The sequence below is a fragment of the Dyadobacter sp. 22481 genome, assembly GCF_052044875.1.
Classification (GTDB): domain Bacteria; phylum Bacteroidota; class Bacteroidia; order Cytophagales; family Spirosomataceae; genus Dyadobacter; species Dyadobacter endophyticus.
Genome location: NZ_JBQENV010000003.1, coordinates 603,811 through 628,441, shown reverse-complemented (window position 1 = coordinate 628,441; position 24,631 = coordinate 603,811). Strand labels below are relative to the sequence as shown.

Annotated in this window: 19 protein-coding genes and 1 other RNA gene; 11 read left to right on the top strand and 9 right to left on the bottom strand. The window is 49.0% G+C overall.

The genetic code is table 11. The features are described 5' to 3' along the window. Positions 1–16 precede the first annotated feature (16 nt). On the top strand, positions 17–328 hold the full coding sequence (locus ACTJJJ_RS21380) for a MerR family transcriptional regulator (RefSeq protein WP_188935454.1): 312 nt from the start codon (positions 17–19) through the stop codon (positions 326–328). Further along, positions 329–1,552 carry a M20/M25/M40 family metallo-hydrolase gene (locus tag ACTJJJ_RS21375; protein WP_440702986.1) on the top strand — a complete coding sequence of 408 codons (1,224 nt, stop codon included), beginning with the start codon at positions 329–331 and terminating at the stop codon, positions 1,550–1,552. A gap of 21 nt (positions 1,553–1,573) precedes the next feature. On the opposite strand, the gene ACTJJJ_RS21370 is transcribed toward ACTJJJ_RS21375, so the two are convergent. Beyond that, on the bottom strand, positions 1,574–2,083 hold the full coding sequence (locus tag ACTJJJ_RS21370; protein ID WP_188935451.1) for a metallophosphoesterase family protein: 510 nt from the start codon (positions 2,081–2,083) through the stop codon (positions 1,574–1,576). Positions 2,084–2,365: 282 nt separating this feature from the next. On the opposite strand from ACTJJJ_RS21370, the gene ACTJJJ_RS21365 reads away from it, so the two are divergent. From ACTJJJ_RS21365 to ACTJJJ_RS21345, 5 genes are all read left to right on the top strand, one after another. Beyond that, positions 2,366–5,173, top strand: a complete 2,808-nt coding sequence (locus ACTJJJ_RS21365; protein ID WP_440702985.1) for a TonB-dependent receptor domain-containing protein — start codon at positions 2,366–2,368, stop codon at positions 5,171–5,173. A gap of 18 nt (positions 5,174–5,191) precedes the next feature. Continuing rightward, positions 5,192–5,941, top strand: a complete 750-nt coding sequence (locus ACTJJJ_RS21360; RefSeq protein ID WP_229222755.1) for a GLPGLI family protein — start codon at positions 5,192–5,194, stop codon at positions 5,939–5,941. A gap of 195 nt (positions 5,942–6,136) precedes the next feature. Further along, a complete protein-coding gene (locus tag ACTJJJ_RS21355; protein WP_188935449.1) occupies positions 6,137–7,024 on the top strand; it encodes an OmpA family protein in 888 nt (295 codons plus the stop codon). 96 nt (positions 7,025–7,120) lie between these two features. After that, positions 7,121–8,074: a threonine ammonia-lyase gene (locus tag ACTJJJ_RS21350; protein ID WP_440702984.1), complete on the top strand. Its 954-nt coding sequence runs from the start codon at positions 7,121–7,123 to the stop codon at positions 8,072–8,074. A 119-nt stretch (positions 8,075–8,193) separates the two neighbouring features. After that, positions 8,194–8,673, top strand: coding sequence for a hypothetical protein (locus tag ACTJJJ_RS21345; protein ID WP_188935445.1), 480 nt, complete (start codon positions 8,194–8,196; stop codon positions 8,671–8,673). Between the two features lie 296 nt (positions 8,674–8,969). Here the strand turns inward: ACTJJJ_RS21345 and ACTJJJ_RS21340 are convergent, their stop codons facing one another. Genes ACTJJJ_RS21340 through lpxK form a run of 4 tightly spaced genes read right to left on the bottom strand, consistent with a single transcriptional unit; the run spans position 8,970 to position 15,559 of the window. Further along, on the bottom strand, positions 8,970–11,876 hold the full coding sequence (locus ACTJJJ_RS21340) for a PD-(D/E)XK nuclease family protein (RefSeq protein ID WP_440702983.1): 2,907 nt from the start codon (positions 11,874–11,876) through the stop codon (positions 8,970–8,972). A 17-nt stretch (positions 11,877–11,893) separates the two neighbouring features. Continuing rightward, on the bottom strand, positions 11,894–12,490 hold the full coding sequence (locus ACTJJJ_RS21335) for a tRNA-(ms[2]io[6]A)-hydroxylase (RefSeq protein ID WP_440702982.1): 597 nt from the start codon (positions 12,488–12,490) through the stop codon (positions 11,894–11,896). Positions 12,491–12,509: 19 nt separating this feature from the next. Then, positions 12,510–14,495 (bottom strand): putative porin, encoded by a 1,986-nt coding sequence (locus ACTJJJ_RS21330; RefSeq protein WP_188935439.1) that lies wholly within the window; start codon positions 14,493–14,495, stop codon positions 12,510–12,512. A 23-nt stretch (positions 14,496–14,518) separates the two neighbouring features. After that, positions 14,519–15,559 (bottom strand): tetraacyldisaccharide 4'-kinase, encoded by a 1,041-nt coding sequence (gene lpxK / locus ACTJJJ_RS21325; RefSeq protein ID WP_440702981.1) that lies wholly within the window; start codon positions 15,557–15,559, stop codon positions 14,519–14,521. 67 nt (positions 15,560–15,626) lie between these two features. Here lpxK and ACTJJJ_RS21320 point away from each other — a divergent pair, with 67 nt between their 5' ends. Beyond that, on the top strand, positions 15,627–16,727 hold the full coding sequence (locus tag ACTJJJ_RS21320) for an o-succinylbenzoate synthase (protein WP_426295702.1): 1,101 nt from the start codon (positions 15,627–15,629) through the stop codon (positions 16,725–16,727). Here the strand turns inward: ACTJJJ_RS21320 and hemF are convergent. The 4 genes from hemF to ACTJJJ_RS21300 form a co-directional block, all read right to left on the bottom strand. Continuing rightward, the gene (gene hemF / locus ACTJJJ_RS21315) at positions 16,695–17,606 is read right to left on the bottom strand and encodes an oxygen-dependent coproporphyrinogen oxidase (RefSeq protein ID WP_440702980.1); all 912 of its coding nucleotides are present in this window, start codon (positions 17,604–17,606) and stop codon (positions 16,695–16,697) included. The genes ACTJJJ_RS21320 and hemF overlap by 33 nt on opposite strands. 104 nt (positions 17,607–17,710) lie before the next feature. Further along, positions 17,711–18,145, bottom strand: a complete 435-nt coding sequence (locus ACTJJJ_RS21310) for a PepSY-like domain-containing protein (protein WP_426295701.1) — start codon at positions 18,143–18,145, stop codon at positions 17,711–17,713. Positions 18,146–18,218: 73 nt separating this feature from the next. Beyond that, positions 18,219–19,688 (bottom strand): M56 family metallopeptidase, encoded by a 1,470-nt coding sequence (locus ACTJJJ_RS21305; RefSeq protein ID WP_440702979.1) that lies wholly within the window; start codon positions 19,686–19,688, stop codon positions 18,219–18,221. Continuing rightward, positions 19,681–20,055: a BlaI/MecI/CopY family transcriptional regulator gene (locus tag ACTJJJ_RS21300; protein WP_188935428.1), complete on the bottom strand. Its 375-nt coding sequence runs from the start codon at positions 20,053–20,055 to the stop codon at positions 19,681–19,683. Before ACTJJJ_RS21300 ends, ACTJJJ_RS21305 begins: the two co-directional genes overlap by 8 nt. Before the next feature lie 135 nt (positions 20,056–20,190). On the opposite strand from ACTJJJ_RS21300, the gene ACTJJJ_RS21295 reads away from it, so the two are divergent. The 3 genes from ACTJJJ_RS21295 to ACTJJJ_RS21285 all read left to right on the top strand — a co-directional run bounded on the left by ACTJJJ_RS21295 (position 20,191) and on the right by ACTJJJ_RS21285 (position 24,483). Beyond that, positions 20,191–22,482, top strand: coding sequence for a TonB-dependent receptor (locus tag ACTJJJ_RS21295; RefSeq protein WP_440702978.1), 2,292 nt, complete (start codon positions 20,191–20,193; stop codon positions 22,480–22,482). A 163-nt stretch (positions 22,483–22,645) separates the two neighbouring features. Then, positions 22,646–23,017, top strand: a transfer-messenger RNA (tmRNA) gene (ssrA, locus tag ACTJJJ_RS21290). 245 nt (positions 23,018–23,262) lie between these two features. Then, complete coding sequence (locus ACTJJJ_RS21285; RefSeq protein ID WP_426295698.1) at positions 23,263–24,483, top strand: site-specific integrase; 1,221 nt, start codon at positions 23,263–23,265, stop codon at positions 24,481–24,483. Positions 24,484–24,631 lie beyond the last annotated feature (148 nt).

Here is a 24,631-nt window from a genome sequence, read left to right as displayed (position 1 = left end):
TAACCGCTTCAAAGTTATGGAACCCAATACCAAATTATATTACGACACCAACGAGGTTGCTGAAATGGTGGGATGCGAGCCTTCCGCATTACGCTTCTGGGAGAAGAAATTTCCGCAACTGAACCCCAAACGCGATTCGCGCAACCGCAGGCGTTACACCGAACGCGACATTGAGATCATCCGCAAGATTATGCACCAGCGCGACAAGCAGGGCCGTACCATCAAAGGCACGCGGGAACAGCTGCGCCGTAAGGAAGAAGCACAATTGCTCATCCAGCGCCTGATGCGGGTCAGGAAGTTTTTAACGGATATTCAGGAGGTATTATAAATGAAATACGCTTTTTCAGCCCTACTCGCGCTCGCCTGCGCTTCGCAAACTTTCGGTCAGCGGTTTCAGACTGCACCAATTCGGAAACATATTGAATTTCTGGCATCCGATGACCTTGAAGGGCGGGGGACTGCCAGCCTTGGAGAAGTGCGGGCCGCTAATTATATCGCTTCGGCGTTCAGGCAGATCGGGTTGAAACCTGCGGGAACAAAAGGCTATTTTCAGCCGTTCGGAGTATCTGTCGGAATCGATGGGGAAGCACATGACCTGACGGGCCGGAACGTGGTCGGTTTTTTGGATAATGGCGCACCCAAAACCATTGTGATCGGCGCGCATTACGACCATTTAGGCAAGGGGTTCCAGGGAAGTTCGCTTTCGCCCGACAGCAAGAACAAAATTCATAACGGGGCTGACGATAACGCCTCCGGAACTGCCGGCGTGCTGGAACTGGCGCGTTATTTCGCCGGGAATAATGTGAAGGAAAAGCACAACTACCTGTTTATTACATTTTCAGGGGAAGAGCTGGGCCTTCTGGGTTCTAAGCATTATGTTGAAAAGCCCACGCTTCCGCTGAATACCTTTTCGGCCATGATCAATATGGATATGATCGGGCGGCTGGATGCACAGAAAGGCATTATCGTGTCGGGCTGGGGTACGAGCAAGGTGTGGGGCAAGCTGATCCCGGAGCTGGCCAAACAGCAGAAATTGAAATACACTGTTGATTCATCCGGTGTAGGAGCTTCGGACCATACCTCGTTTTACCTCAAAAACATCCCGGTGGTGCAGTTTTTCACCGGCGGGCACGGCGATTATCACAAAATTTCCGATGATCCCGAAAAGATCAATTACGAAGGCGAAGCCAGCATATTAATGTTAATTTCCGAACTACTCGACGGCCTCGATAAGGAAACCACGGAGCCTGAGTTCCTGACGGCTGGTAACCCGCATTCGGCGACTACCACCAGCAATTTCAAAGTAACCCTCGGCGTAATGCCGGATTACAGCTATACCGGCAAAGGCCTAAAGATCGACGGTGTGTCGAAAGCCCGCCCGGCCGAAAAGGCTGGTATTCTGGCAGGTGATGTTATTACCAAGCTGGGAGGCGAGCCCATCGGGACGATTTACGACTACATGGAAATCCTCGGTAAGCACGAAAAGGGCCAGACCGTAGAAGCGGTATTGCAGCGCGGTTCGGAAACGAAGACGGTGAAGGTGACGTTTTGACCGCCGACCGCCGGTCTGCTGTCAAACCAAAGCTCCGCGTTTGCCCAGCTCGATGGCTTCCATTTGGCTGATGAGGCCTTCATGGAGGTTGAAACGAAGCAATGTACGGTACTTGTGGAACCCTTCACGCCCAGCCGCGCCGGGGTTGATGTACAGCATGTTATTCAAAGTCTTATCGCGGATCACCCGGAGAATGTGGGAGTGGCCACAAACGAAAATGTCGGGGGTATTCGATTTCAATGTAGGCATCACCTGTGGATTGTAGCGCGGCGGGGCACCGCCTATATGCGTAATCCACACCCGGAAGCCTTCCACTTCAAAATGCAGGTTTTCGTGCGTGATCGCGCGCACCTGCGGGGTATCGATATTCCCAAAAACAATACGGGTTGGCTTAAACGCCTGTAACTGGCTCACGATCTCCGTCGAGCCGATATCGCCTGCATGCCATATTTCGTCGCAGTTGGCAAAATGATCGAAAACGCGTTCATCCAGGTAGCCGTGTGTGTCCGATATTACTCCGATACTTTTCATTTCAACACTAAAACAATAACAACTAAAGGGCAAATATGGTCAATGAAATCCAGCCGCGAATAATTTAACAAAAAATTTATCGGATTAAAGTAACTTATATATACCAAACTAAGTACTTTCACAGTTGTTACTCTTAATAAAAGTTAAATATTTCTCAAATCTTTATAAAACCAGCTTTTAACTATATTTTTAGTTGTAAACTTGATTTGCTTTCCATATAATTGCAAAAATGTAATACCTCAGTTACAAAACCTCTACTCATATAACCACCAAAAACTAGCCTTGAAAAAAATCCTACTTCTGTTATGGTTATGCCTTCCCATGCTCGCTGCGCACGCGCAGACCGGAGGGCGATTTACATTAAAAGGAACCGTGACGGATACTTCCGGAGCGGTATTGCCCGAAGCGACGATCATGTTGCTGTTACCGAAAGACTCCTCGCTCGTCAACTTCGGAAGGACTAGCAAAGACGGTTCATTCGAAATGAAGAACCTCAAACGCATTACCTACATTTTCAAGGTATCCTACGTGGGTTATGTTCCGTATCAGGAAATAATAGATCCTAAGAATCAGGATGTTGTGGATATTGGCAAGGCTAAAATGAAGGTCTTGCAAAAGGAATTATATGAAGTGGTTATTAAAACGGCCCGGGCGCCGCTAAGTATACGGGGCGATACGGTGGAATTCGATGCGAAAGCATTTAAAGTACCACCGGGCTCGTCGGTGGAGGATCTGCTGCGCAAGCTACCGGGCGTGCAGGTGGATGGCGACGGTAACATCCGGGCGCAGGGCGAAGAGATCAAACGTGTAACGGTAGACGGTAAGCGCTTTTTTGGAGACGATCCGAAGATGGCTACCAAGAACCTGCCCGCGGAGGCGATCAATAAAGTCCAGGTTTTTAATGGAAAAACAGAGCAGGCCAAGGCCACGGGGGTTGACGACGGCAAGCGCGAAAAGACCATGAACCTCGAATTGAAAGACAGCCACAAAAAGGGAGGCTTCGGTAAGGCGGTGGCGGGTGTCGGAACGGACTCGCGGCTCGAAGGGAAGGTGAGTTACAACCGTTTCGATGATAAGCAGCAGTTTGCAGTGCTGGGTTTTGGAAATAATACCAACCAGTCGGGCATTGCGCGGAACGATTACCAGGACTTCAAAGGCAGCCAGTCGTTCAATTGGGGCGACGACGGTGATTTCGGTTTTAGCAGCGGGCGTTACTATGGTGGCGACGACATTACGATCCAGCCCAACTGGGGTGGCCAGGGTTCCGAAGGTTTTACCAAAAACTGGGCAGGCGGGGCCAATTACAACTTCGATACCAAGAAGACGAAGCTGAGCACCAGCTATTTTTACAACTCGACCCGCGCGATCACAGACGTACAAACCAGCTCGGAGAACTTCCTGACAGACAATGATTCTTATTTAACCGACGGTAAAAACAAAACGCTCGGATTTACTGGAAACCATCGCCCGGCATTCCGGTTTGAGCATAATATCGATTCGCTTAACACGCTCATTCTGATCAGTAACTCGCGGATCAATGCCGGGGATAATGAGTATTCAAGCGAAACGAGGTCATATCGCAACGAGAATATGCTTACCAACCGGTCGGACGTCAAGAACCTGAGCGATTACAACTCGTTTGCAATGGCCAACCTGCTGCTATACCGTCACAAGTTCAAGAAAAAGGGGCGGAACTTCGCGGCCAGTGTAGGTTACAATATCAATAATTCGGATGAGGACCGCCGCCAGAACTCGGTGAACCTGTTCTTGCAGGATTCTACCAAGAATAGCGTGATCAACCAGTTACAGCAAACCGAGAGTACCCGCGGGAATTTCAAAGGTAGCTTGTCATACGTGGAGCCTTTTGCGAAGAAGTTTTTCTGGGAGACGTTCTATAATTACAGTATGCGGAAAGACAAGGTCGACAGGGATGTGTTCGACGTAGAAGGGACTGTGGACAAAGTGAACCCGTTCCTGACGCGCTATTATACCAATGACTTCACCTTTAACCGGCTTGGAACGAGTGTGCGTTATTCACACAAGGGGTTGAACCTCGCATTGGGGCTCGCGGGCGTGCAATTCGAGCTGAGAGGCAAGTTCGCTCTCGATGAATCACAGACGAACATGACCCGGGTAGACCGGACGTTCAAGAAACTGGTACCGAACGTTTCATTGAATTACAGCCTCAAAAACAACAAGTACCTCTATGCGGAATATGGCCTGAACGTGCGTGAGCCGTCTATTACCGACTTGCAGCCGATCGTGGATAACAGCAATCCGCTTTACATCGTGGAAGGTAATCCGGACCTGATCCCGCAGACGACCCACAATGTGTATGGTGGATTCCAGATGTTCAATCCGGCGAGTTTCACCAACTTGTACATTAACGTCTTCTATAACTACAATGAGGACCAGATCGTGTACAACCGGACGATCAGCCAGGATCTCGTAACGACTACCAAACCCATGAACGTGAGCGGCGGGGACAATTACGGTAGCTACATCGGGTTCGGGTTCCCGCTGAAGAAAACGAAGGCGACATTTGGCGTAAATACAGGTATTAATTTCAGTAATAACCTGACTTATATTAACAACGTCAAAAATGAAACGAAAACGGATGGGTACAACTTCGGTGCGCGGCTGGACCTGACGCCAAGCGAGGTGTTCACGCTTTATACCAGTGCAAACTGGAATATCAGCGATACAAAGTATTCGATCAATACCAATCAGAACCAGAAGATCGTCAATGCGAACTATAATGCGGAGATGAATATCAAGATGCCCAAAGAAGTCTATTTCAGTGGCCGTCTCAACTACCGGAGTTATAAAAACGACCAGTTTGGCTTTAACCAACAAGTGCCGATCCTGAACCTTTCAGTTTATAAATTGATCCTGAAAAGCAAAAAAGGCGAGATACGTCTGACAGCCAACGACGTTTTCAAGAGAAACCTGGGTATCAGCCAGAATGCGAACCAGAATTATTACTCGGAACGTCGTGTGGCTACATTGTCGCGGTATTTCATGCTGAGCTTTACCTATAATATGAGAGGTATGACGGCTTCGGTAAAACGTGGTAATGGATTCTTTTAAATACTTATAAACCAGGTCATGAGAACAATCAGAATATTAATATTGATGATGGCAATTTCCTCCGCGCCATTATTCGCACAACAATTGGAAGGGGAGATCACCTACGAAAGGGTATACCACTGGACGAAGATCAATTCCCGTTTGACATTCCTCAGCAATGAAGAAAAAGACCGGATGAAGCAGACCTGGGGTAAGGACGACGAGTACAAACAAAAAATGACCCTGTATTTCAATGAAAAACAGAGCGTTTACACTTACCCGAAAGTGGTTGAGAACGAACACGGCTGGTCATGGTCGGAGAAAGATTACCAGATTTACCGGAACTTCGAGAAGGAGACCAAAACGGATATTATCGGCATGCTGGGCAGGACTTACATCGTCGAGGACTCGCTGAAAGCGCCCAGCTGGAAAGTAATGAACAAGATCAAGGAGGTAGCGGGGCGTATGTGTATGATGGCCGTTACGCAGGATACCATCAAGGACCAGAAGATCACTGCATGGTTTGCGAATGATCTGCCGGTATCGGGCGGACCGGAAATGTACACCGGCTTACCGGGTATGATCCTCGAACTGGATATCAATGACGGCGATATCGTGATCAGTGCCATTGATATTAAAATGAAACCGGTTCCGGCAGAGGATATTAACCTTCCCAAGAAGGTAAAAGGGCGCAAACTGAACAATAAGCAATACGAGGAACTGGTGACGGCGCACATTCGCGACAGTATCAAGGCGCGCAGGAATCCATTCTGGTCAATGCCTTATTAGGTAAAATACTATATTACATTGTGAAAAAGGGAAAATGTCGGTACGACATTGTTCCCTTTTTTTGTACTTTCGCGTTTTGAATGCACCCCGAGTGATGACTTTTTAAGTTTTGGCTCGATTATTGATAGCGATCAGTGTAGTACCAAATGTTTTACTTAACAGTGTTTATCTATTTTTAACAACCCTAAGACGATTATGAAACAAACGCTTTTAGCCGTTGCCATGCTCTTTGTACTGGGCTCATGTGCAAGCAAGAAAAAACTTCTTTCCGCACAGAAGCAAGCCAATGAGATCCAAATCCAACTGGACAAAGCAAGAGCCGACCTGAATGATTGTGATAGCAGAACTGCTGGCTTGAATAATGATTTGAAGGCAAAGAATGACGAACTGACCAGCAAAAATGCAAAATTGAAAGAGCTGGAAGAACAAGTTGACTTCCTTAAAAAGAACAACAACAACCTTCTTGACCGCATGTCGGACCTTTCGGTAATCTCGAAAGAAGGTTCGGAAAGCATCAAGAAATCACTCGCGATGATGGACCAGCAAGGTACACAGATCCGCGACCTCAACAAGAGCATCCAGCACAAAGATTCTTTGAACATGGCGCTGGTATTGAACCTGAAACGTTCATTGGCTGATGTAAGCGACGAAGATGTTCAGATCGAAGTAAAGAAAGGCGTGGTTTACGTTTCCCTTTCCGACAAGATGTTGTTCAAATCGGGAAGCTCGGTTATCAACACAGCAGCTGAAACCGTACTTTCCAAAGTGGCGAAAATCCTGAACGACTACAAAGAAATCGAAATCCTGATCGAAGGTCACACGGATAATGTACCTATCGCGACGGACAAAGTGGCTGATAACTGGGACCTTTCGGTGTTGCGTGCAACTTCTGTCGCACGTACCCTGCAAAAGAAATACGGTGTTGAGCCGGTTCGTATGATCGCTGGCGGCCGTGGAGAATATCTCCCCAAAGTGGCTAACGATTCAGCGCCGAACCGCAGCCTGAACCGTCGTACGGAGATCATCATTACACCGAAACTCGATCAGTTCTTCAACCTTTACACACCAAATGCTGGTAAATAAGGTTAACTGAGAAATTTTTCAGATGAGGGCCCGTCGGTAACATGACGGGCCCTTTTTCTTTTTATAGCAGGAACAATTTTCATAATATACACCCCTATGACAGGAACTGTACCTACCAGAGAGACCATTGAGGCAGCCCACGGGCTGGTTAAGCCCTACATTCATCACACACCCATTATGACTTCGCAATTCCTGAACAGCGTTTCCGGCGCGGAATTGTATTTCAAATGCGAAAACCTGCAAAAGATAGGAGCATTCAAGGCGAGGGGCGGGCTTAATGCGGTGCTTTCGCTATCGGCCGAGCAGCTCGCGAACGGCGTTATCACGCATTCGTCGGGCAACCATGCCCAAGCGATCGCGTTTTCGGCCGAGAAAGTAGGGGCCAAATGTTACATCGTCATGCCCGAAAATTCGCCGAAAGTGAAGATAGCGGCCGTGGAAGGTTACGGAGCGACCATTACTTTTTGCAAAAACACACCGGAAGACCGGCAGCGGACGGTCGACGAGATCGTCGCACGCACTGGCGCGACTTTTATACACCCATTCAACAATTATGAAGTGATCGCAGGCCAGGCTACTGCTGCGAAAGAACTGATCGAGGACGCAGGTGTGGTGTTTGATGCGATCGTGGCGCCGGTAGGTGGGGGCGGCTTATTAAGCGGAACGGCGTTGTCGGCCAAATACTTTTCTCCGGACACGAAGGTCTACGCAGGCGAGCCCGAGGGGGCGGCAGATGCAGTATTATCATTCAGAGGCGATAGAATCGAAAAAGCTCCTTACATTAATACCATCGCTGATGGCCTGCTGACGCACCTGGGTGACAAGACCTTCGCGATTATCAAATCGGAGGTGGCCGACATTTTTACGGTTTCCGACGAGGAGATCGTCCAGGCGATGCGGTATTTGTGGGAACGCATGAAAATTGTGGTTGAGCCCTCCGGTGCGGTATCTACTGCGGCGGTTTTAAAAAACAGGGCCGTTTTTGAAAGCAAAAGAGTAGGTATCATTATTTCGGGAGGTAATGTCGATTTGGGCCGCTTGCCGTTTTGAAAAAGTTTGAAATGAATAAATTATCGCCTCGGTATGCGTATCCAGGGGTGGTGCCGTTATAGTAGGAAAATTAGGATGCGTGTTTATATTTGAAAATTGTTTACTCTTAAAATTGAAGTATGAAAAAGCTGATTTTTTGCTGTCTGGTAGTTCTGATGGGCGCTTGCAAAGACGACAAGAAAGACCCGGAGCCGGAAGTGGATTATGCAAAGGACATCGTGGGTGTTTATGAAACTACCACAGTGGATGCAGGAGTTACGAGCCATCATAAATGGGATATTACTACCGAGTCAAAAAACCAGCTGAGCATTAATTATACCAAGGACTCGGAGATTGTGTTATCAGGTACACGGATCCCGATCACGCAGCAATACCCGCTGGTGGCGGTGAAGGCAACAGCACAGGATACTTTTGAAATCAACGAGAAAGTGGATGTAACCCAAACCATTGGGGGCGCTTTAAACCAGCGGATCAGCGGCATCGGTACGAGGCTCGTAAACGGTGGCGGCGTGCCGCAAATAAACATCACCATCAAATTTTCAGAATCGAGCAGCGGTGTAAATGACTTTGAGCAATACCTGGAATTCAAGAAGAAATAATCGGATTAGTATCCAGCAAAAAGGCGGATGAGTGATCTCATCCGCCTTTATTTTTTGAGAGGCATTCGATTTGATATTATTGGGATACTTCTTTGCAATGCATTTGAAACTTGTCGAACAAGACAATAACCGGGAATGTAACGCCTATTACAAGGCAGGTTACGACAAAGGCCATTAGCCAGATAATGAAGAGGGATAACTTTGCTACAACGATCATACCGTAAACGATTTTTTTAAAAGATCGCTTTGTTCGGGCAATGGTTGCAAGGCTTCAAGGGTATTTTTCGAGCAGCAAATCACCGCCCACAGATCCCGGTAAAATCACAAAATTTGCAGGTAGTGAGGTCGTCGGTTTTGCGGAACGGAACAGCTGGGTCGAGCATTACATTGAGGATATCGGTCAATATCACTTCCGATTTTTCGATGAACTCTTCCGGCGCCAGCTGCTCGGTCAGTTCCAGCGGGTTGGAGATGAGGTTTTTCGGGTCTCGGAAGGAGTAAAAGCCCGATTTGACGGCGTAGTCGCCAAAATTGTAGGTGTTACCGCGTAAGCTCAGCCCTTTCTCCTCTTTCATGCGGCGATACATGAGGTACTCATAAATCCATAGCTGGCGTACATAGCCCATTTTCCGGTCGGGATCAAAGCGGATCACTTCTTCACGGGCCACCGGATCGGCGAGTTTTTGTTTGCCAGTCAGCTCCACGCTGCCGGTTTTGTAATCCATCACATATAACGTACCGTCCTCACCAAGTTCGATGCGGTCGATCTTCCCGCCCAGGCGCACGGGAGTGTACGAGCCCTGCAACACGAGCTGAATCCGCGTGTGCAGCGGCTGTTCGGCCGCCAATATCTTCCTGCGTGGTTGTTGCGCCATATGGTGGCGAAGAAAGGTAAGTATCTGCTGCTCGCCGATCTGATAATAAATGCGGTTTAGCCCCAGGTCTGTGACATAACCTTTGAAGAGCCGGTCAAACTCCTCGCGGAGCACGGTCGTGATCTGTTCTTCGGATGGGTCGTTGTCGAGCAGGAAAAATTCAAGGTCAAGGCGTTCTAGCGAGGCGTGCAGCCAGGTGCCGATTTTGTCCATGCCCAGCTCTTCTTCCACTTCCTCTTTTTCCTTCACACCCGCAATGTGTTTGAGGTAAAACTGCATCGAGCAGCGGATGAACTCGTTGAGGTGCGTCGGGTAAATGCCCTTGCCGTCGAGATAGGCACGGATGGCGGCGATAAGCGCATCGTCTTTATGTACCACTTCTTCCAGCTCCTGTTGTTGCCGGGCTTCAAAAACGACGGTTTTGTTCTCAATCCGGATGAGCGGATTGTATTGGGCCAGCTCATACTCGATCTGCCGTACAAAACGGCTTTTCTCACCTCCGCCAGGTGCGTCGTTGGTGCTGGTGTAAAGAATATGAACCTCGGATGCGCGTTGCAGCAACCGGTAGAAATGGTAGGACATTACGGCTTCCTGATGCTGGTGGGTAGGCAGCCCCACGGCCTGCGCCGCGTCGAAGGGGATCAGCGAGTTCTGCCGCTTTGCCTGCGGTATAATGCCTTCATTGACAGACAATATAATGATCCGTTCGAAGTCCAGCGCGCGGGTTTCGAGCATCCCCATGATTTGCAGGTTGCTGATCGGCTCCCCGCTGAATGGAATGCGCGTCTGGCGGATCAGCTCGAACATAAAGGATTTCAGCGTCCGCAGCGTGATCAGCTCCGCCCGTTCTTCGATCGTCTGTTCGAATTGTTTGAGTAATGTGTAAAAAAGATAGAGGTATTCGGTTTCGAGTGCATTCTTGTAATCCTTATAAACCTCCCGCAGCAACTCGATGAGCTGGTAAAACGAGCGGATCACCTGCTGGGCATTGTTTTTCTGCCAATGCGTGAAAAGGATCTGAAACAATGGGTGGTTGTCGCCCAATACAACCAATTCCTCCGAGCTGAGGAACACCTGGTTGCCTTCGGTAATTTCCCGGAGCGTTCGCTGTATGATCGTCTGTCCGTCGGCCAGTGGCGTAAGGGCTACGTACTCGTAATGCCTGACAAACGGGTGATTCAGGATTTTATCAATGGATTTGTGCCCGAATTTCGGGATCCGGATCATTTTGCCGCTCTTGCTCCGAAACTCGACCACATTCTGCTGCAATTCGAAAATGCCGTCTACCAAGGTGTAAAGCAGCGAATTCCGCATGGACAGGCCCATTGTGACGTTTAGGTCACGCACGGCTTCGTCGAGGGAGTAGAGCATCGGAAGCAGCAGGTTCTCGTCGGCGAGGACAATGGCGGTAGGGATAGGCGCGTCGTCCGGATCGAAGCGCTTCATGCGCTGATAAAGCTCGCCCGCTACTTTCGTTTGCAGGGTCGCATTGGGCACGCCGTAAATGGTAATGTGTTTTTCAGTTGAAAGCAAATCGTCGCCCGTCCAGTTCCATTCCCCGAATTCCTTGCTCCGCTGGTAGTCGCGAAGGCTCTTGCCGGCTTCCACAACAGTATTTTCCGACATATAATAGCGGTCGGAATCCCACAGGACCTCAGCCTTTTTGGCTTTGATCAATGCCGTGACGATCGTTCGCTCCGAAGTCGTGAACGCATTGAAACCCGCAAAATAAATGCGTTCGTTCTCCGTCCAGCCTTCCACCAGGTTGTTAATGTCTTCGGCCAGCTCCCGATAGGCCATTCCGCGGTAGGCTTTGCCTTTCGCAAGCAACCGCTGCCTGAAAGATTGGTATACCTTGTTGATATTCTCAAAAAGAGAGAAATACTGTTTCGAACCGCCTTCGCCTTGCAGCGATTTGCCCTCCGGCAGGCTCTCCTGCCAGCGCGAGAGCGCGTGCGCCTCCGAGAGGTATTCAAAAAGAAAATCCGTTTTGACGAGGTACTGGTCAATCTTGTCCAGGTCGGCCAGCAGTACCGACGCCCAGCCCATAAAACGGTCGAATTGCACATCCGGGTCGATCTCCCGGAAGGTTTCGTACAGATCGAACAGCAGGTGTACCGGGTCCTCGATTTCAAGGCTGCAAATGCTTTCCACAAAGTCGTCGATCGCCATGATACCAGGGCTCATAAGTGCCTCGGTGGTTTCCCCGGCCAATTCCTGCATCAGAAAAAAGGCTGCCCGCCGCGTCGGCACCACTATTTGCACGTGGTCGAGCGAGGTATGGTTGGCCAGAATGCGTTTGGCGACGAGGTTCAGGAATGATGGCATCGGAAATGCGGGATATGTCAGTGAATGCGGTCGCCGCGTGGTGAGAGCGATTGCATGATCTCGGCTTCGGCGTGCAGGAGTTCTTTCCAGCGCGCCCTTACTTTTTCGACCGGAACGTAAGTTTCGGCCAGTTCAAGAAATGTGCGGTAATGCCCGGCTTCCGAAATCATCAGTTCGCGGTAGAACTTTTGCAGTGATTCATCTTCCAGGTTTTCCGAAAGCAGCTTGAAACGTTCGCAGCTCCGTGCTTCGATCAATCCGCAGATCAGCAGCCTGTCCAGGAACATTTTGTTGGTATCGCCTTTGGTAGCGAGCTGCATGAGTTGGTTCACGTACTCATCTTTACGCTGCCGGCCCAACGGGATATTTCTTTTCTTCAATTCCTTCAAAACCCTTTGAAAGTGTCCCCATTCTTCGGTTACGATGGGTGTCAGGGTTTCTACGAGCAGTGCTTTTTCAGGATAATGGACGATCAGGGAGATGCAGCTGGAAGCGGCTTTTTGCTCGCAATAGGCGTGGTCTATCAATACATCGCCGATCTGCATGGCAGCAATGTCGGTCCAGCGGGGATCTGTCGGGAGTTCCAGCCCGAGCGTCGTGAGTGATGTTGCCATATTGGTCAAAAAGTTTGTCCTAGTCGAACAGCGGCCAATTGATCCCGAACGAAAATGACCTTGCAAGACCCAGGTAATCGGGCGTCACATAATAACCTTTCGGGAAAAGGCCGAAGTTGCCGCCCTGGTTAAGATAAGACATTTTAAAGAATAACCTTACCCGCTTGATCCGCACATTGGCGAAGCCATCCACCACAACATTCTCATTTAGTCTTGTATTATTCTGTAAATGGAATTGTTGGGTAACGGGCATATAAGCATCAGCCAGGTATGAGGAGCGGTAACGCGCCGCCAGTCCGAGCTGGATGAAAAGCACTTTGGCATATACAAAATCAAAGGTGACTTCTCCGCTCGCGAATACCGTCGGAATGCGCATCACGTCCTTATTATCGTTTAGCGTGAGGTATCCCATCGTGGTGAAATTCCACCGGTTCAAATGAATGCCGGAATTGAAACCAACGCGCAGCAATCTGAAACCTGCATTGAGCTGACGTGGCACCGCGGCTGTGTCATAATAAATATAGTCGTTGATCTGGTGTATCTGCGCTTCGGGTACAAACTCGATCTTTTTCGTTTTCAGGACCAGCGACGCGAAGATCGTCTGGACCTTGGTAGGGTCGAAATTGTTACGCCAGTCGAAATGGTTGTTCAGGTAGCGCTGTACCAGCAGATCGGGGGCTGTTTGAATGCTCTGGAAACCGGCTTTCCCCCAACGCGTATTCAACTCGGCTTTGAGGCGGTATTCGACATTCTTGCCCAGATTCAAATCGGCTTCCGCGGTAAGGTACTGCACCGAATCTTTCAGGTAATAACCCAGCCAGGCGCCTATGATATTGTCGAATTTCAGCCCCGTTCGGTATGTTGCAAAAGGAGCGCCCGTTTCGTTAACCGACTGTGCGCCGCCCCGCATGCTGTAAAAGCGCTGCCGGATGTAAGCCCGGTAATTGAAACCTTCGTAAAACCCCTTAATACCTACTTTATTGTCGAAAAGCTTGTAATAAATGTCCTGGCGGGTCTGGCTGGTATCAAATTTGGTTGCCGGATAAATGCCTTTTTGACGACCACGCGTCAAACTCAGGTCGGTATAATGGTCGATGGTACTCTGGAAATCGGCTTGCTGGAAAACCTGGAATCCGTTGAGGAGCCGGTATTGCTGGTAAACGTGGAAAACGTGGCGGCGCTCCCAGGAGTTGGCATTGTCGCTGATCTTCGCGGCACCGTCGTAGGAATATTTATCTACCACACCCGCTTCGTCGACATTGGGGATCACGCCGCCCTGTTCCGATACCTTCATATTCATGTGCCGGTAATGTGCCAGGATGAGGTATTTTTTGTTTTTGGAAAAGAAGCTGGTATGTGCCAGAAAAGTCCAGTTCCGGCCGAGCAACGCCGCTGAGCCGATGGTATTGGCAAAACCATAGATCTTGTTGGACGTCAGGCGCGTTGCCCGCATTCCGAAATTGAACCGCGAATGGACGTTCTGGGTATAAGCGAACGTTCCGAGCGAGGTTTTTTTCGGGCCCGACATAAAATCCAGCTCGGTATGCTGCGATTTGGTATCGACGTAAGCGACTTCGTCCTGTTTAATCGCATAGGCGTCATAAGACCGGAGGCCGAGCTGTGTTCCGATGTCTTCCCGTGGCTGAAAAAGCAGGTTGCGCGATGCCGTCACGTGGTTGCCCAGGTCCGCGAGCTTGCCCCAGGCCTTGTCCATGGGCATCCAGCGGTGGAAGTTGGTCAGGCCGGTGTCCACCAGGTAGCGTACCGAATCCTTGTTGTAGAGAATATCGTGCTCGTAAAAATGCAGGGTCGTTTGCGGGCCGTAGACGTTCTTGGTGCTATCGTCGAGGATCGACTGTCCTCCGCCCCCCCGTGAACCGCCCCCGCCTCCGCCGCCGCTTGGCATCCTTATGTTGCCCGGAAGCTTCACCTGGCCGCTGGCTGTCGGTATGGTTAGGAGGAAGCTGCATAAAACACACAGGAAGCTATATAAAACAATTCTCATAGAGGGAAACTCGTTCTGCCGTTTTAAAACCGGTTGTCGGTCTGTGATGTGACCCATTGTGTGAAAGCCCCTTCTGCATCTCCGAAATCCACGGAAACCGGAACGTACGCAAAACGTGCTGCGCAGCCTTTCGAGACAACCAACGGTTTTAATTTGACCATATCCTTTTCAGTCGTGACCACAAAAGTATCGTTTTTTAGGTTCTTAATCAGGTCTTCGACGTCACTTGGCGTGTAATTGTGATGATCCGGAAAAACCTTCTGATCTGTAACGCTGAACTGGGTGGTCAAATATGCGGCGAATGGTTGCGGATTTGCGATTCCGGCTGCCATTTTAACATTCTTTAACTCAATAGGCCCGCCTTCGTAGGACTGCGGGACGTCGTAGCGGGTGGTCGCGAAGAAAACCGGTACAGCAGCGCGGGTATAGCGATGGATATTTTCAATAATATTTTCTTTTTCCAAAACAGTGAGCATTGCCGGGCATTTGGTTACGATCACGGCATCGGCTCGCCCGGCACCATGGCGTCGCTCGCGCAGACGGCCGGCAGGGAAGGGGTAATCCTGATAAAACGGCCTGTTGTAGTCATTCAGCAGGATATTAATGTCGCGGAGAATGGCTCGGTGCTGGAATGCATCGTCGAGCAGGAGTAGCTCGACGTCCGGATGTCTTTCATGGATTTTCAAAGCACCCTCCACGCGTTTTTCGCACACGGCAACAATTGCTCTCTGGCCGAATTTGGTATAAAACTGAAAAGGCTCGTCGCCAATAGTTGTTGCTGAGGCATTACCATCTGCTTCGACAAAGCCGCTCGTCTGCCGCCCATAACCACGGCTGAGGATCGCAGTCGGTATTTGTTTCGAAAGTAAGCGGGTAAGGTATTCTATAACCGGCGTTTTGCCCGTTCCGCCGACGGTGAGGTTGCCTACGACGACTACTTTTTGCGGTACTTTTTCGGAATGGAGGATGCCTTTGTCGAAAAGAAAGTTGCGCACGTCGGTAATGGCACCGTAAATCCACGAGAGGGGCAGGAATGCATTTTTTATCCAGGGCAGCTCTTTCATCCTGGTGCATAATTACGTAAATTTTGTCTAATATTGTGCCCCTTTTAAAATCTGACACCACAAAATCATGCCGTTAAAAATTGTGTATAAGCCACATACGCTTCATTTTCGCAAGGAAGCGGGCACCTCTCGCGGGGTACTTACACAAAAAACTTCCTGGATCATCATCGTAACCGACTCGGAGAAGCCTGGTGTGGCCGGTTACGGCGAATGCGGGCCGTTACCCGGTTTGAGCGTCGACGATGTCCCGGATTTCGAGGCGCGGCTGGCGGATGTATGTGGGATTTTCAATGAACTGGATCTGGATGTATTTCCATTCAACCTGGGTATTATTCTTGAACAATTGATTCCTGAAAACCTGCCTTCTGTTCGCGCCGGCATCGAAATGGCGTTGCTCGATATCATGAATGGCGGTCAGCGGGTCCTTTTCAAAAATGCTTTTTCTAATAATGGGGAAGGCATTCTGATGAACGGGCTGATCTGGATGGGCTCTTACGAAAACATGCTGGCGCAGGTGGAAGAGAAGCTTTCGCTGGGTTTCACTACCCTAAAAATGAAGGTAGGGGCGATCGATTTTGAGCAGGAATGCCGGATCCTCGAAGCCATTCGGCAAAGATTTGATAAAGGCACGATTACTTTGCGCGTGGATGCCAATGGAGCATTTACGGCGGATAATGCAAAGGAAAGACTTTCCCGACTAAGCGCATTCGACCTGCATTCTATCGAGCAGCCTGTGAAAGCCGGGCAGCACGAGTTGATGGCTGATCTTTGTGCATCCTCTCCTGTACCGGTTGCTTTGGATGAAGAATTGATAGGCATTACCAATTACCGCGACAAGTTTGCCTTGCTCAAAAAACTGGCGCCGCCTTTTATTATTCTCAAACCTACTTTGCTGGGCGGCTTTACGGCCACAAGCGAATGGATCGAGATCGCCAATAGGCTGCATATAGGCTGGTGGATTACCTCCGCATTGGAATCCAACATCGGATTGAACGCCATTGCGCAGTATGCGGCCAAATTTAACAATCCATTGCCGCAGGGACTGGGTACCGGCCAGCTTTACACTAACAACTTCGATTCGCCGCTGACGGTTGAAAACGGACATTTATATTACAAGAAGGAAGTTGCCTGGACATTACCAGGCCACGCCCTTGCGGAGCCAGCCTAGGGTTTCCGCTTCCGCCGAACCAGGCTCCGGAATGAAATTATATTCCCAGTTGGCCTGAGGTGGCAAACTCATCAGGATCGATTCCGTCCGGCCATTGGTTTCAAGCCCGAACTTCGTGCCGCGATCCCACACCAGATTGAACTCCACATAGCGTCCCCGGCGCAGGTATTGCCATTGTTTTTGATCTTCGGTAAAAGGCTTATCTGCATATTTCTGCATGAATGCGGTGTAAACAGGGGCGAAATTTTCACCCACTTCTTTTACAAATTCGAAAAGCTGCGTTTTGGAGAGCCCCTGCCCGTTGCCGGGCTCGTCCGGTTTGAGGTAATCGAAGAAAATACCGCCTACTCCCCGTGTTTCGTTGCGGTGCTGGATGAAGAAGTAATCATCGGCCCAGGTTTTGAATTTAGGGTAAAACTCGGCGTGGTGCTTGTCGCAGGCGGCTTTCAAGGTCTGGTGAAATGCACGGGCGTCTTCCTCGACCACGTAATGCGGTGTGAGGTCGATCCCGCCGCCGAACCAGCAGGTGCCATTGTCGAGCTCGAAATAGCGCACGTTCATATGTATAATAGGTACGTGCGGGTTGTGCGGGTGCATCACGATGGACACGCCCGTGGCTGTAAACTGATGGCTTTCGTTTTCGCTCAGGTTCATTTGCGCCCGTAGCCTGGGATGAACCTCGCCTTTAACACTCGAAAAATTCACACCACCCTTTTCGATCACGGCGCCGTTCTGGATTAGTCTCGTGCGGCCGCCGCCGCCGGAATGGTGCTGCCAGAGATCTTCATGGAAACTTGCTCCGCCGTCCCTAGTTTCGATGGCAGCACAAATACGGTCTTGTAAATCTTTAAAAAAGGATTCTATATCTTCAACTTTCATAGTCGGGAGTCATGCTACAAGCCGCAAAAGTACGATAAATAGCACTGTCGGGACATAAAAAAAGCAGGGCGAGTTATCCTGCTTTTTGAATTCAATAGATCTATCTAGTCATCAATGCGAAGAAACGTGCCCGCGAGGTTGAATACCAGCTCCTTGCTGTCCGATAGCCGGATCTCCTGATCGGTTTTGTCTTTTTCCCAATCCGTGATGAACGCGTCGGGATAATGTTCCTGCACGTATTCAAGGACTTTGAGTGGGATCACCGTGTCGGGGAGCTTTTCGGTCCGGCGGCTTTCAATGCTGTAACAATCCCCTTTTTTGTCAAATTCAAGTTTTACCTGATTATCAAGAATCACGTCGTAGCTCGTTTCGAGATCGTCGCGGTCCCTAACTACCTGCGAGATGCGCGCATTCGGGAAATGGGCTTCGATATAATCCTGTGCATTGACCGGCAGTTTCGTTTCGTCCACTACTTTTTCGTTATCACAGGCCGTCGCCACAAATAGCAGAAGGGCCAGAAATGAAGCCAGTTTTTTCATAATTGTTGTCAGTTAAATTGAGTGTTCATTTTGTTTCTGACAACCGGGCGGCGCATTTCCCCTATTCTTGCTGCTATTTTTTTGTTCCGGCTTTCACTTTTGGCGGATCGAACCAGGTAACCCTCGCGAGCACAATACGGTTATTCATGCGCTGTTCAATGGTTCTGTCGAACTCGTCGTTTGTCGTTAGTTCCAGTTGATACTTGTAACCCTTGCCTACGAGTCCTTTTCCAACTAGCCTATGCAGGGTGTATTCAGCGATGTCCGTAGTATTATATTTGTTTAGTACTGTATTCGGCACGTGCGTGCCATTGAGCCAGATCCCGAAAATGTGCGGTTTTTTCCAGTTCTCGAACATGTCCGGCTCCGGGGCCTTTTTGACTGGTACATCCATTCTGAAAATGGCGATATTGTTCGCCTTTATCCGTTCTTTTTGTACATCACTCATCCGTTCATAGGTGGCGTAAAGCTGATTTTCTTGCTCCGGGCTCATACTCACAATCGGATCGATTCGTCCTTTTCGACTTTTGGTATGCCGGGTATGCTTCTCGACCAACGCCAGGAAATCTTTCATTTCTTCCTCCGAAACGGCCGCATTGCCTGTAACAGGTGCATTATTCACTCCTTTTTCCGACTTAGGGATGGTTTCCGTTGCAGGTTGTTGCGAGTAAGTCTTTTCCGCCAGCGCAAATGCTAGCACCGGTAGCAGCAATGCAACCAATGCCTTTTTAATAAACTGATTGCGTAGATTAATCTTCGTAGTCATCATGGCTAATCGTTTTTTAGTGACAGGATAATTGAAGGAACTTGCAAGTGTGGTGGTACGATGCGAGAGAAGGGTGTTGAGCAAAAGCAACTGATATTCCCCGACGCCGGTAGGGCCAGCTAGCACCGCGTCGTCGGCGAGGTATTCATGGTTTAGCCGGATGGCGCGGCGGTAAAGCAGGAACAGCGGGTTGAACCAGCAGAATGCAAGCAGTAGTTCCGTAAAGAGGATATCAATCGAATGCGCTTGCTTCGAATGCGCGAGCTCGTGTGCGAGAATTTCTTTTGGAACAGCCTCAAAGTCAAATGCTTTCTGCGAGATGAAAATGAAGTTGAAAAAACTGTAAGTCGGTGTGTCGTCGGGCATCAACACCAGTTTCGCCGTTTCGAAAGGAATTATCCTGCGGCCGGATTTGGACCGTAGAACAGTCAGAATTTGAATGCCGATCCGCAAGAGCAGAACCGTGCTGATTATCCCATAGGCCAGCCAGGGCAGGTAATCGGGGATAACAGGCTTGTCATATTGTAAAACCGGGAGTGGCGCGTTAACCGCTGCGGTATGCACGGTCGGCACGTTGACTATATTGTCCGGAGCCAGCTCTTCGACTACTTGCGAGGACATATCAATCGTGGCAAGCGGGACGAGCAAAGCGAATACCATCGCCAGCAGCAAATAAAACCGGTTGAACCGCAGCATTTTCTCACGTTCGAGAATGAAATGGTACACCACGAGCAAAAGCCCCGAGCACACGATGGATTTGATGAGATAGCTAACCATTTTGTTTGCGTTTGATTTCTTCGTCGATGATGTTCCGTAATTCTTCCAGCTCACGGGTGCTCATGCTCGTATCGCGCGCGAAGAACGAGCCGAACTGAGCAACGGAGTCGTTGAAGAAGTTTTTGATGATACCATTCACATGCTTCGAGAAGTAGTCCTTCTTTTCCACCAGCGGATAGTATTCGCGTGAATTGCCAAACAGGGTATATGCTACAAACCCCTTGTCCTGCATTCTTTTAAGCAGTGTAGCGACCGTTGTGGTGGCGGGCTTCGGATCAGGAAAGCATTCAATCAGATCTTTCATGAAGACCTTCTCTTTTTGCCAGAGGTATTCCATGAGTTGTTCTTCGGCTTTGGTGAGTGACATGACCGTGGTTCTTTGCTCTACAAAAATATAGTATACTCTACAAATGTAGAATAAAAATTGAAAAATAAAAATATTCGATGCAACGATCCGGCCTATTTTTGTAACTGATAGTTTTGAATGTCAATTAACAATCTTATGATCCGTACACTCTTACTTTTCCTGCTTTCCACCAGTTTTATTTATGCGCAGGAATTGACATCCATTGTGCGCGGGAGTGTGAAGGATGCCGACTCTGGCTTGCCGCTGGCGCAGGCGACGGTGCAGCTCGACGGGAAAGGCGGCATTACCGACGAATCGGGTGCGTTCCGCTTCGAGGGTGTGGAAGTGGGAAGGCATGTGCTGACGGTCTCATATGTAGGCTATCAGACTTTGGTGATATCGGAAATACTGCTCGAATCGGGAAAAGAAAATGTGCAGGAAGTGCGGCTCGGTGCCAGCGGCAGGCAATTGCAGGAAGCGACCGTATCAGGCAGTAGGCCGCCGGCATTCAACAGCGTGCAAGCCATTACCGCCGAGCAAACCCTGCGTTACGCGGCCACTTACCTCGATCCCGCGCGTGTAGCGACCTCCTTTGCGGGTGTTGCCGCCGCCAACGACCAGGCCAACGGGCTCGTCATACGCGGGAACTCGCCCAACAGCATGCAATGGCGGCTCGAAGGCGTGGAAATCGTGAATCCGAACCATTTGTCGAATGCCGGGACATTCAGCGACCGCCCGATGTCTGCTGGTGGAGGCGTGAATATCCTTAGTACCCAATTGCTGGCGACATCATACTTTCTGAACGGCGCTTTCCCCGCACAGTATGGGAATGCGATCTCGGGCGTGATGGACATGCGCCTGAGAAAGGGAAATGATGAGCGGCATGAGTTTACGGCACAGGCAGGGCTAATAGGGCTGGACGTTGCTGCGGAGGGGCCTTTTTCAAAGAAATCGAGGGCGTCGTACCTGGCCAATTACCGCTACTCGTTCACTGGTCTGCTGGGTTCGATGGGTGTCAATTTCGGAGGGGAGGACATTCGTTTTCAGGATCTCTCGTTCAATCTGCATTTCCCGATGAAAAAAGGCGGCAAAATTACTGTTTTCGGGTCGGGTGGAATCAGCAGCAACACTTTCAAAGCAGAGCCAGACTCTACCAAGTGGGAGTTCTACAAGGATTCTCATAATATCATTTATAAGAACAAAATGGGGGCTGCGGGGGTTACGCATGCACTTCCTATCGGTGGCCGCGCTGTATTGAATACTGCGTTTGTCATGTCGGGACTACAAACCTCGCGAGCATTTTATAAAGGTGATACCAATGTTCCTGAATATTCGTATCCTATTGAAGATGATTCGCTTAATAAGGTTAAGATCAATGGTAATATGGTACTCAACTACCGGTTTACAGGCGGCGGAAAGCTGAAAGTTGGAGGCTATTTTACGTTCCAGTACGACCGCCTGGCACCGCTGTACAATTATGAGGAAATAAAATCGAAGCTCTTTCAGCCGTTTGCCGAATGGACATTGCCGATCGCTCCCGGCGTCGTCGGCGAGCTCGGATTGAACGCTACCATTAGTAAAGTGGACCTCTGGCGTGCCCAAACACATCGTACGCTCGAACCGCGGGCTGCATTGCGCTGGCAGCTGGCCGAAAACCAAAAGTTAAGTTTCTCGTACGGCCTTCACAGCCAGTTACCGCTTACCCAACTTTATGCCGCGAGTTATTCCACAACCCGCTTTTCGGGAAACCCCAATCTGCGGCCTGCCAAAGCGCATCATTTTGTAGTCAGCTACCAACGCAATTTTCGAAGGAACAACAGCCTGAAAATAGAGGCCTACTGGCAGGAGCATTTCGACGTGCCGGCCAATAGTTCGGGTTTTTCTGCTTTGAACCTCATTGAAACGAGAGTAGGCGAGAGCCTCGGTAGTGATGGTAAGGGACGCAACTACGGCCTGGAAGCTACGTACCAGAAGCTATTGAGCCAGGATTTTTACATGATGGTTTCCGGCTCATTGTATAGTGCCACCTATGTTATGAATGGCGAGCGGAAAAAGGGGCGCTTCGACGGTGGGCATACATTCAGCTTTACGGGAGGAAAAGAGTTTAAATCCGGCTCACGCCTTTGGGGTATCAATACCAAAATACTCTGGCTAGGCGGGTTCCGCGAGACACCGATTGACCTTGAAGCATCGAAAACAAGTCAGCAGACCATGTACCAGTCCGGCGATCCATTCGCGTCGAAATTGAAAGATTATTTCCGTCCGGATCTGCGGATTTACCTCAAAAAGAGCAGGACATCATACAGTACAACGCTCGCGCTCGACTTGCAAAATGTGTCCGGAACAAGAAATGAGGCATTCAGCTATTACGATGCTTATCAGCAGAAGATAGTCAGACAAAAACAGCTGGGACTGATTCCGGTGCTGAGTTACCGGTGGGAGTTTTAGAATTTTGAATGATTGAATATTTTTCTCGGCAAATAGTTCTTTTTCAGGGGCTTGATTTTAGGGGCTCACAAATTTTAAAATTCAGGCGAACTTTCCTGGTTTTTAAAACGTAACCTTATTTGCAATCAAACTTTGGCTTTGTCCGAGACTGCGCTACCAAAATGGGGGTGACTGGAATTGACAGCGGGCTGAGGGCTTGTGTGTAAGCATGTCGGGAGTTGAGAGTACCTCCCGTAAATAATATTCTCAAACAATAACTGGCGAATCTACTTACGCCATGGCTGCTTAATCCGGAGGATTAACCAAATGCCATCATCTCTCCACCTCACGTGCTGCCGGGTGGGTCCAGAGGTGTCGAACCGCAGCGCTGGTTGGTATATTGATGCGTAAAACCAACGAGACCCTAGTATCTAAGGCTTAGACGCGGGTCCGCCGTGCACCTTGTCTGGCTCGAAAATCTAATCACGGATAAGCATGTAGAAGGCGCAGGTTTTCCCTGTTCTGGACCGGGGTTCGACTCCCCGCATCTCCACGAAAAGCAATACCAAAAGCTATCAAAAGTCTGTAAATCGCTGATTTACAGACTTTTTTCGTTTTGCGGCCCTGCCAAAACTTTCAAAAGTTCTCAAAGTTCTGGTGAGCATTTCGGTGAGCAATTTTGAAGTTAATATAGTGCTCACCAAAATTGTCGTAACTATCTGATTTAAAGCCTGTTTGTGTGGTAGACATCTTGATTTTTGCCGACATGAAGTGTTTCTTTAATCTCAAATCATGAATGTTATGTTGACAAAAAGCTTTGGTTTACTCTTTTACTTGAAAAAGAGATCTGGCAAATCAAAAGGAAAATTGCCAGTATACATGCGCATTACGATTGACGGGAGACGCACCGAAATTGCTGTGAAATCGGAGTGCGAACCTGCTCGTTGGAATCCATCGTCGGGACGGGCGTCTGGTAATAAGGAAGAAATCAGGAAATTGAATACATATCTGGACATACTACAAGGCAAGGTTTACGATATCTATCGTGAGCTTGTTTCGAAGGGAGTTGAGGTAACGTCTGAGCAAATAAAGGCCGAACTAAGTGGGGCGAAGCAGGATAAAAGGATGATTATACAATTGTTTCAGGAACACAACGATAGGCTGAGTGCGCTAGTCGGTAGCGAATTTTCACACAACACCCATAAACGATATGTGACATCCATGACTCATACTCGCGAGTTTATTCGCTGGCGATACCAACTTGAGGACATTGAAATCACCCGCCTAGATTTCCAGTTTATCGAAGATTATGAGTTTTGGCTAAAAAGTCAACGAAAATGCAACCACAACACGACCATGAAATACCTAGCCAATTTCAAGAAGATTGTTTTGTCCTGTGTGAAACGAGGGTGGCTGCTTAAAGACCCATTTGAGTCGTTTAAAATGGGTAAGCATGAGGTTGATCGCGAGGTGCTGACGGAGGCAGAGTTAAACAAGGTAGTTGTGAAAAAGATGCCGACCAGTCGTTTGGATCAGGTTCGGGACATTTTTGTGTTTTGTTGCTACACGGGTCTTTCATATGCGGATGTCCACAAGCTCAAACGAAGAGAAGTAATTGTAGGAACGGACAATAGTCGTTGGATTACTATAAAACGACAGAAAACAGACACCGCCTCGCGCGTTCCCCTTCTGGCACCCGCAGCGGAAATTCTAGATAAATACAAAGATCACTCGCAGTGCACACTAGCTGACCAGCTTTTACCTGTACTGTCAAATCAGAAGATGAATTCATATTTGAAGGAGATAGGAGATCTGTGCCATATTGATAAGAATATAACATTTCACCTCGCTAGACATACTTTCGCTACGACGGTCACCTTGGCAAATGGGGTGTCAATGGAGAGCGTCTCTAAGATGCTTGGACATAGGAACATACGGACAACCCAGCACTACGCAAAAATAATTGACAAAAAGGTCGGCGAAGATATGAAAGCATTGAGCGAGGTGTTGGCGAGAAAATAGGAATTAAATCAAGTTAACATTTGGCAAGCAAACTCGTCATAACAGCAGCTAAATAAGTGTCCCGATTTATGGATGACTACTGAAAGTCGCTCAAAGCTTACGGAATAATGGCGGCTTTTCCATTGTGTCACACAATAAGCTGGGCAGG

Bases quoted from the DNA above. Each gene is read 5' to 3' on its own strand.
- ACTJJJ_RS21295 (WP_440702978.1), top strand. From the start codon at position 20,191: ATGATCCGTACACTCTTACTTTTCCTGCTTTCCACCAGTTTTATTTAT.
- ACTJJJ_RS21310 (WP_426295701.1), bottom strand. From the start codon at position 18,145: ATGAAAAAACTGGCTTCATTTCTGGCCCTTCTGCTATTTGTGGCGACG.
- ACTJJJ_RS21350 (WP_440702984.1), top strand. From the start codon at position 7,121: ATGACAGGAACTGTACCTACCAGAGAGACCATTGAGGCAGCCCACGGG.
- ACTJJJ_RS21285 (WP_426295698.1), top strand. From the start codon at position 23,263: ATGTTGACAAAAAGCTTTGGTTTACTCTTTTACTTGAAAAAGAGATCT.
- ACTJJJ_RS21335 (WP_440702982.1), bottom strand. From the start codon at position 12,490: ATGGCAACATCACTCACGACGCTCGGGCTGGAACTCCCGACAGATCCC.
- ACTJJJ_RS21375 (WP_440702986.1), top strand. From the start codon at position 329: ATGAAATACGCTTTTTCAGCCCTACTCGCGCTCGCCTGCGCTTCGCAA.
- ACTJJJ_RS21360 (WP_229222755.1), top strand. From the start codon at position 5,192: ATGAGAACAATCAGAATATTAATATTGATGATGGCAATTTCCTCCGCG.
- ACTJJJ_RS21330 (WP_188935439.1), bottom strand. From the start codon at position 14,495: ATGAGAATTGTTTTATATAGCTTCCTGTGTGTTTTATGCAGCTTCCTC.
- ACTJJJ_RS21340 (WP_440702983.1), bottom strand. From the start codon at position 11,876: ATGCCATCATTCCTGAACCTCGTCGCCAAACGCATTCTGGCCAACCAT.
- ACTJJJ_RS21380 (WP_188935454.1), top strand. From the start codon at position 17: ATGGAACCCAATACCAAATTATATTACGACACCAACGAGGTTGCTGAA.
- ACTJJJ_RS21305 (WP_440702979.1), bottom strand. From the start codon at position 19,688: ATGGTTAGCTATCTCATCAAATCCATCGTGTGCTCGGGGCTTTTGCTC.
- ACTJJJ_RS21355 (WP_188935449.1), top strand. From the start codon at position 6,137: ATGAAACAAACGCTTTTAGCCGTTGCCATGCTCTTTGTACTGGGCTCA.
- ACTJJJ_RS21370 (WP_188935451.1), bottom strand. From the start codon at position 2,083: ATGAAAAGTATCGGAGTAATATCGGACACACACGGCTACCTGGATGAA.
- hemF (WP_440702980.1), bottom strand. From the start codon at position 17,606: ATGAAAGTTGAAGATATAGAATCCTTTTTTAAAGATTTACAAGACCGT.
- ACTJJJ_RS21300 (WP_188935428.1), bottom strand. From the start codon at position 20,055: ATGTCACTCACCAAAGCCGAAGAACAACTCATGGAATACCTCTGGCAA.
- lpxK (WP_440702981.1), bottom strand. From the start codon at position 15,559: ATGAAAGAGCTGCCCTGGATAAAAAATGCATTCCTGCCCCTCTCGTGG.
- ACTJJJ_RS21320 (WP_426295702.1), top strand. From the start codon at position 15,627: ATGCCGTTAAAAATTGTGTATAAGCCACATACGCTTCATTTTCGCAAG.
- ACTJJJ_RS21345 (WP_188935445.1), top strand. From the start codon at position 8,194: ATGAAAAAGCTGATTTTTTGCTGTCTGGTAGTTCTGATGGGCGCTTGC.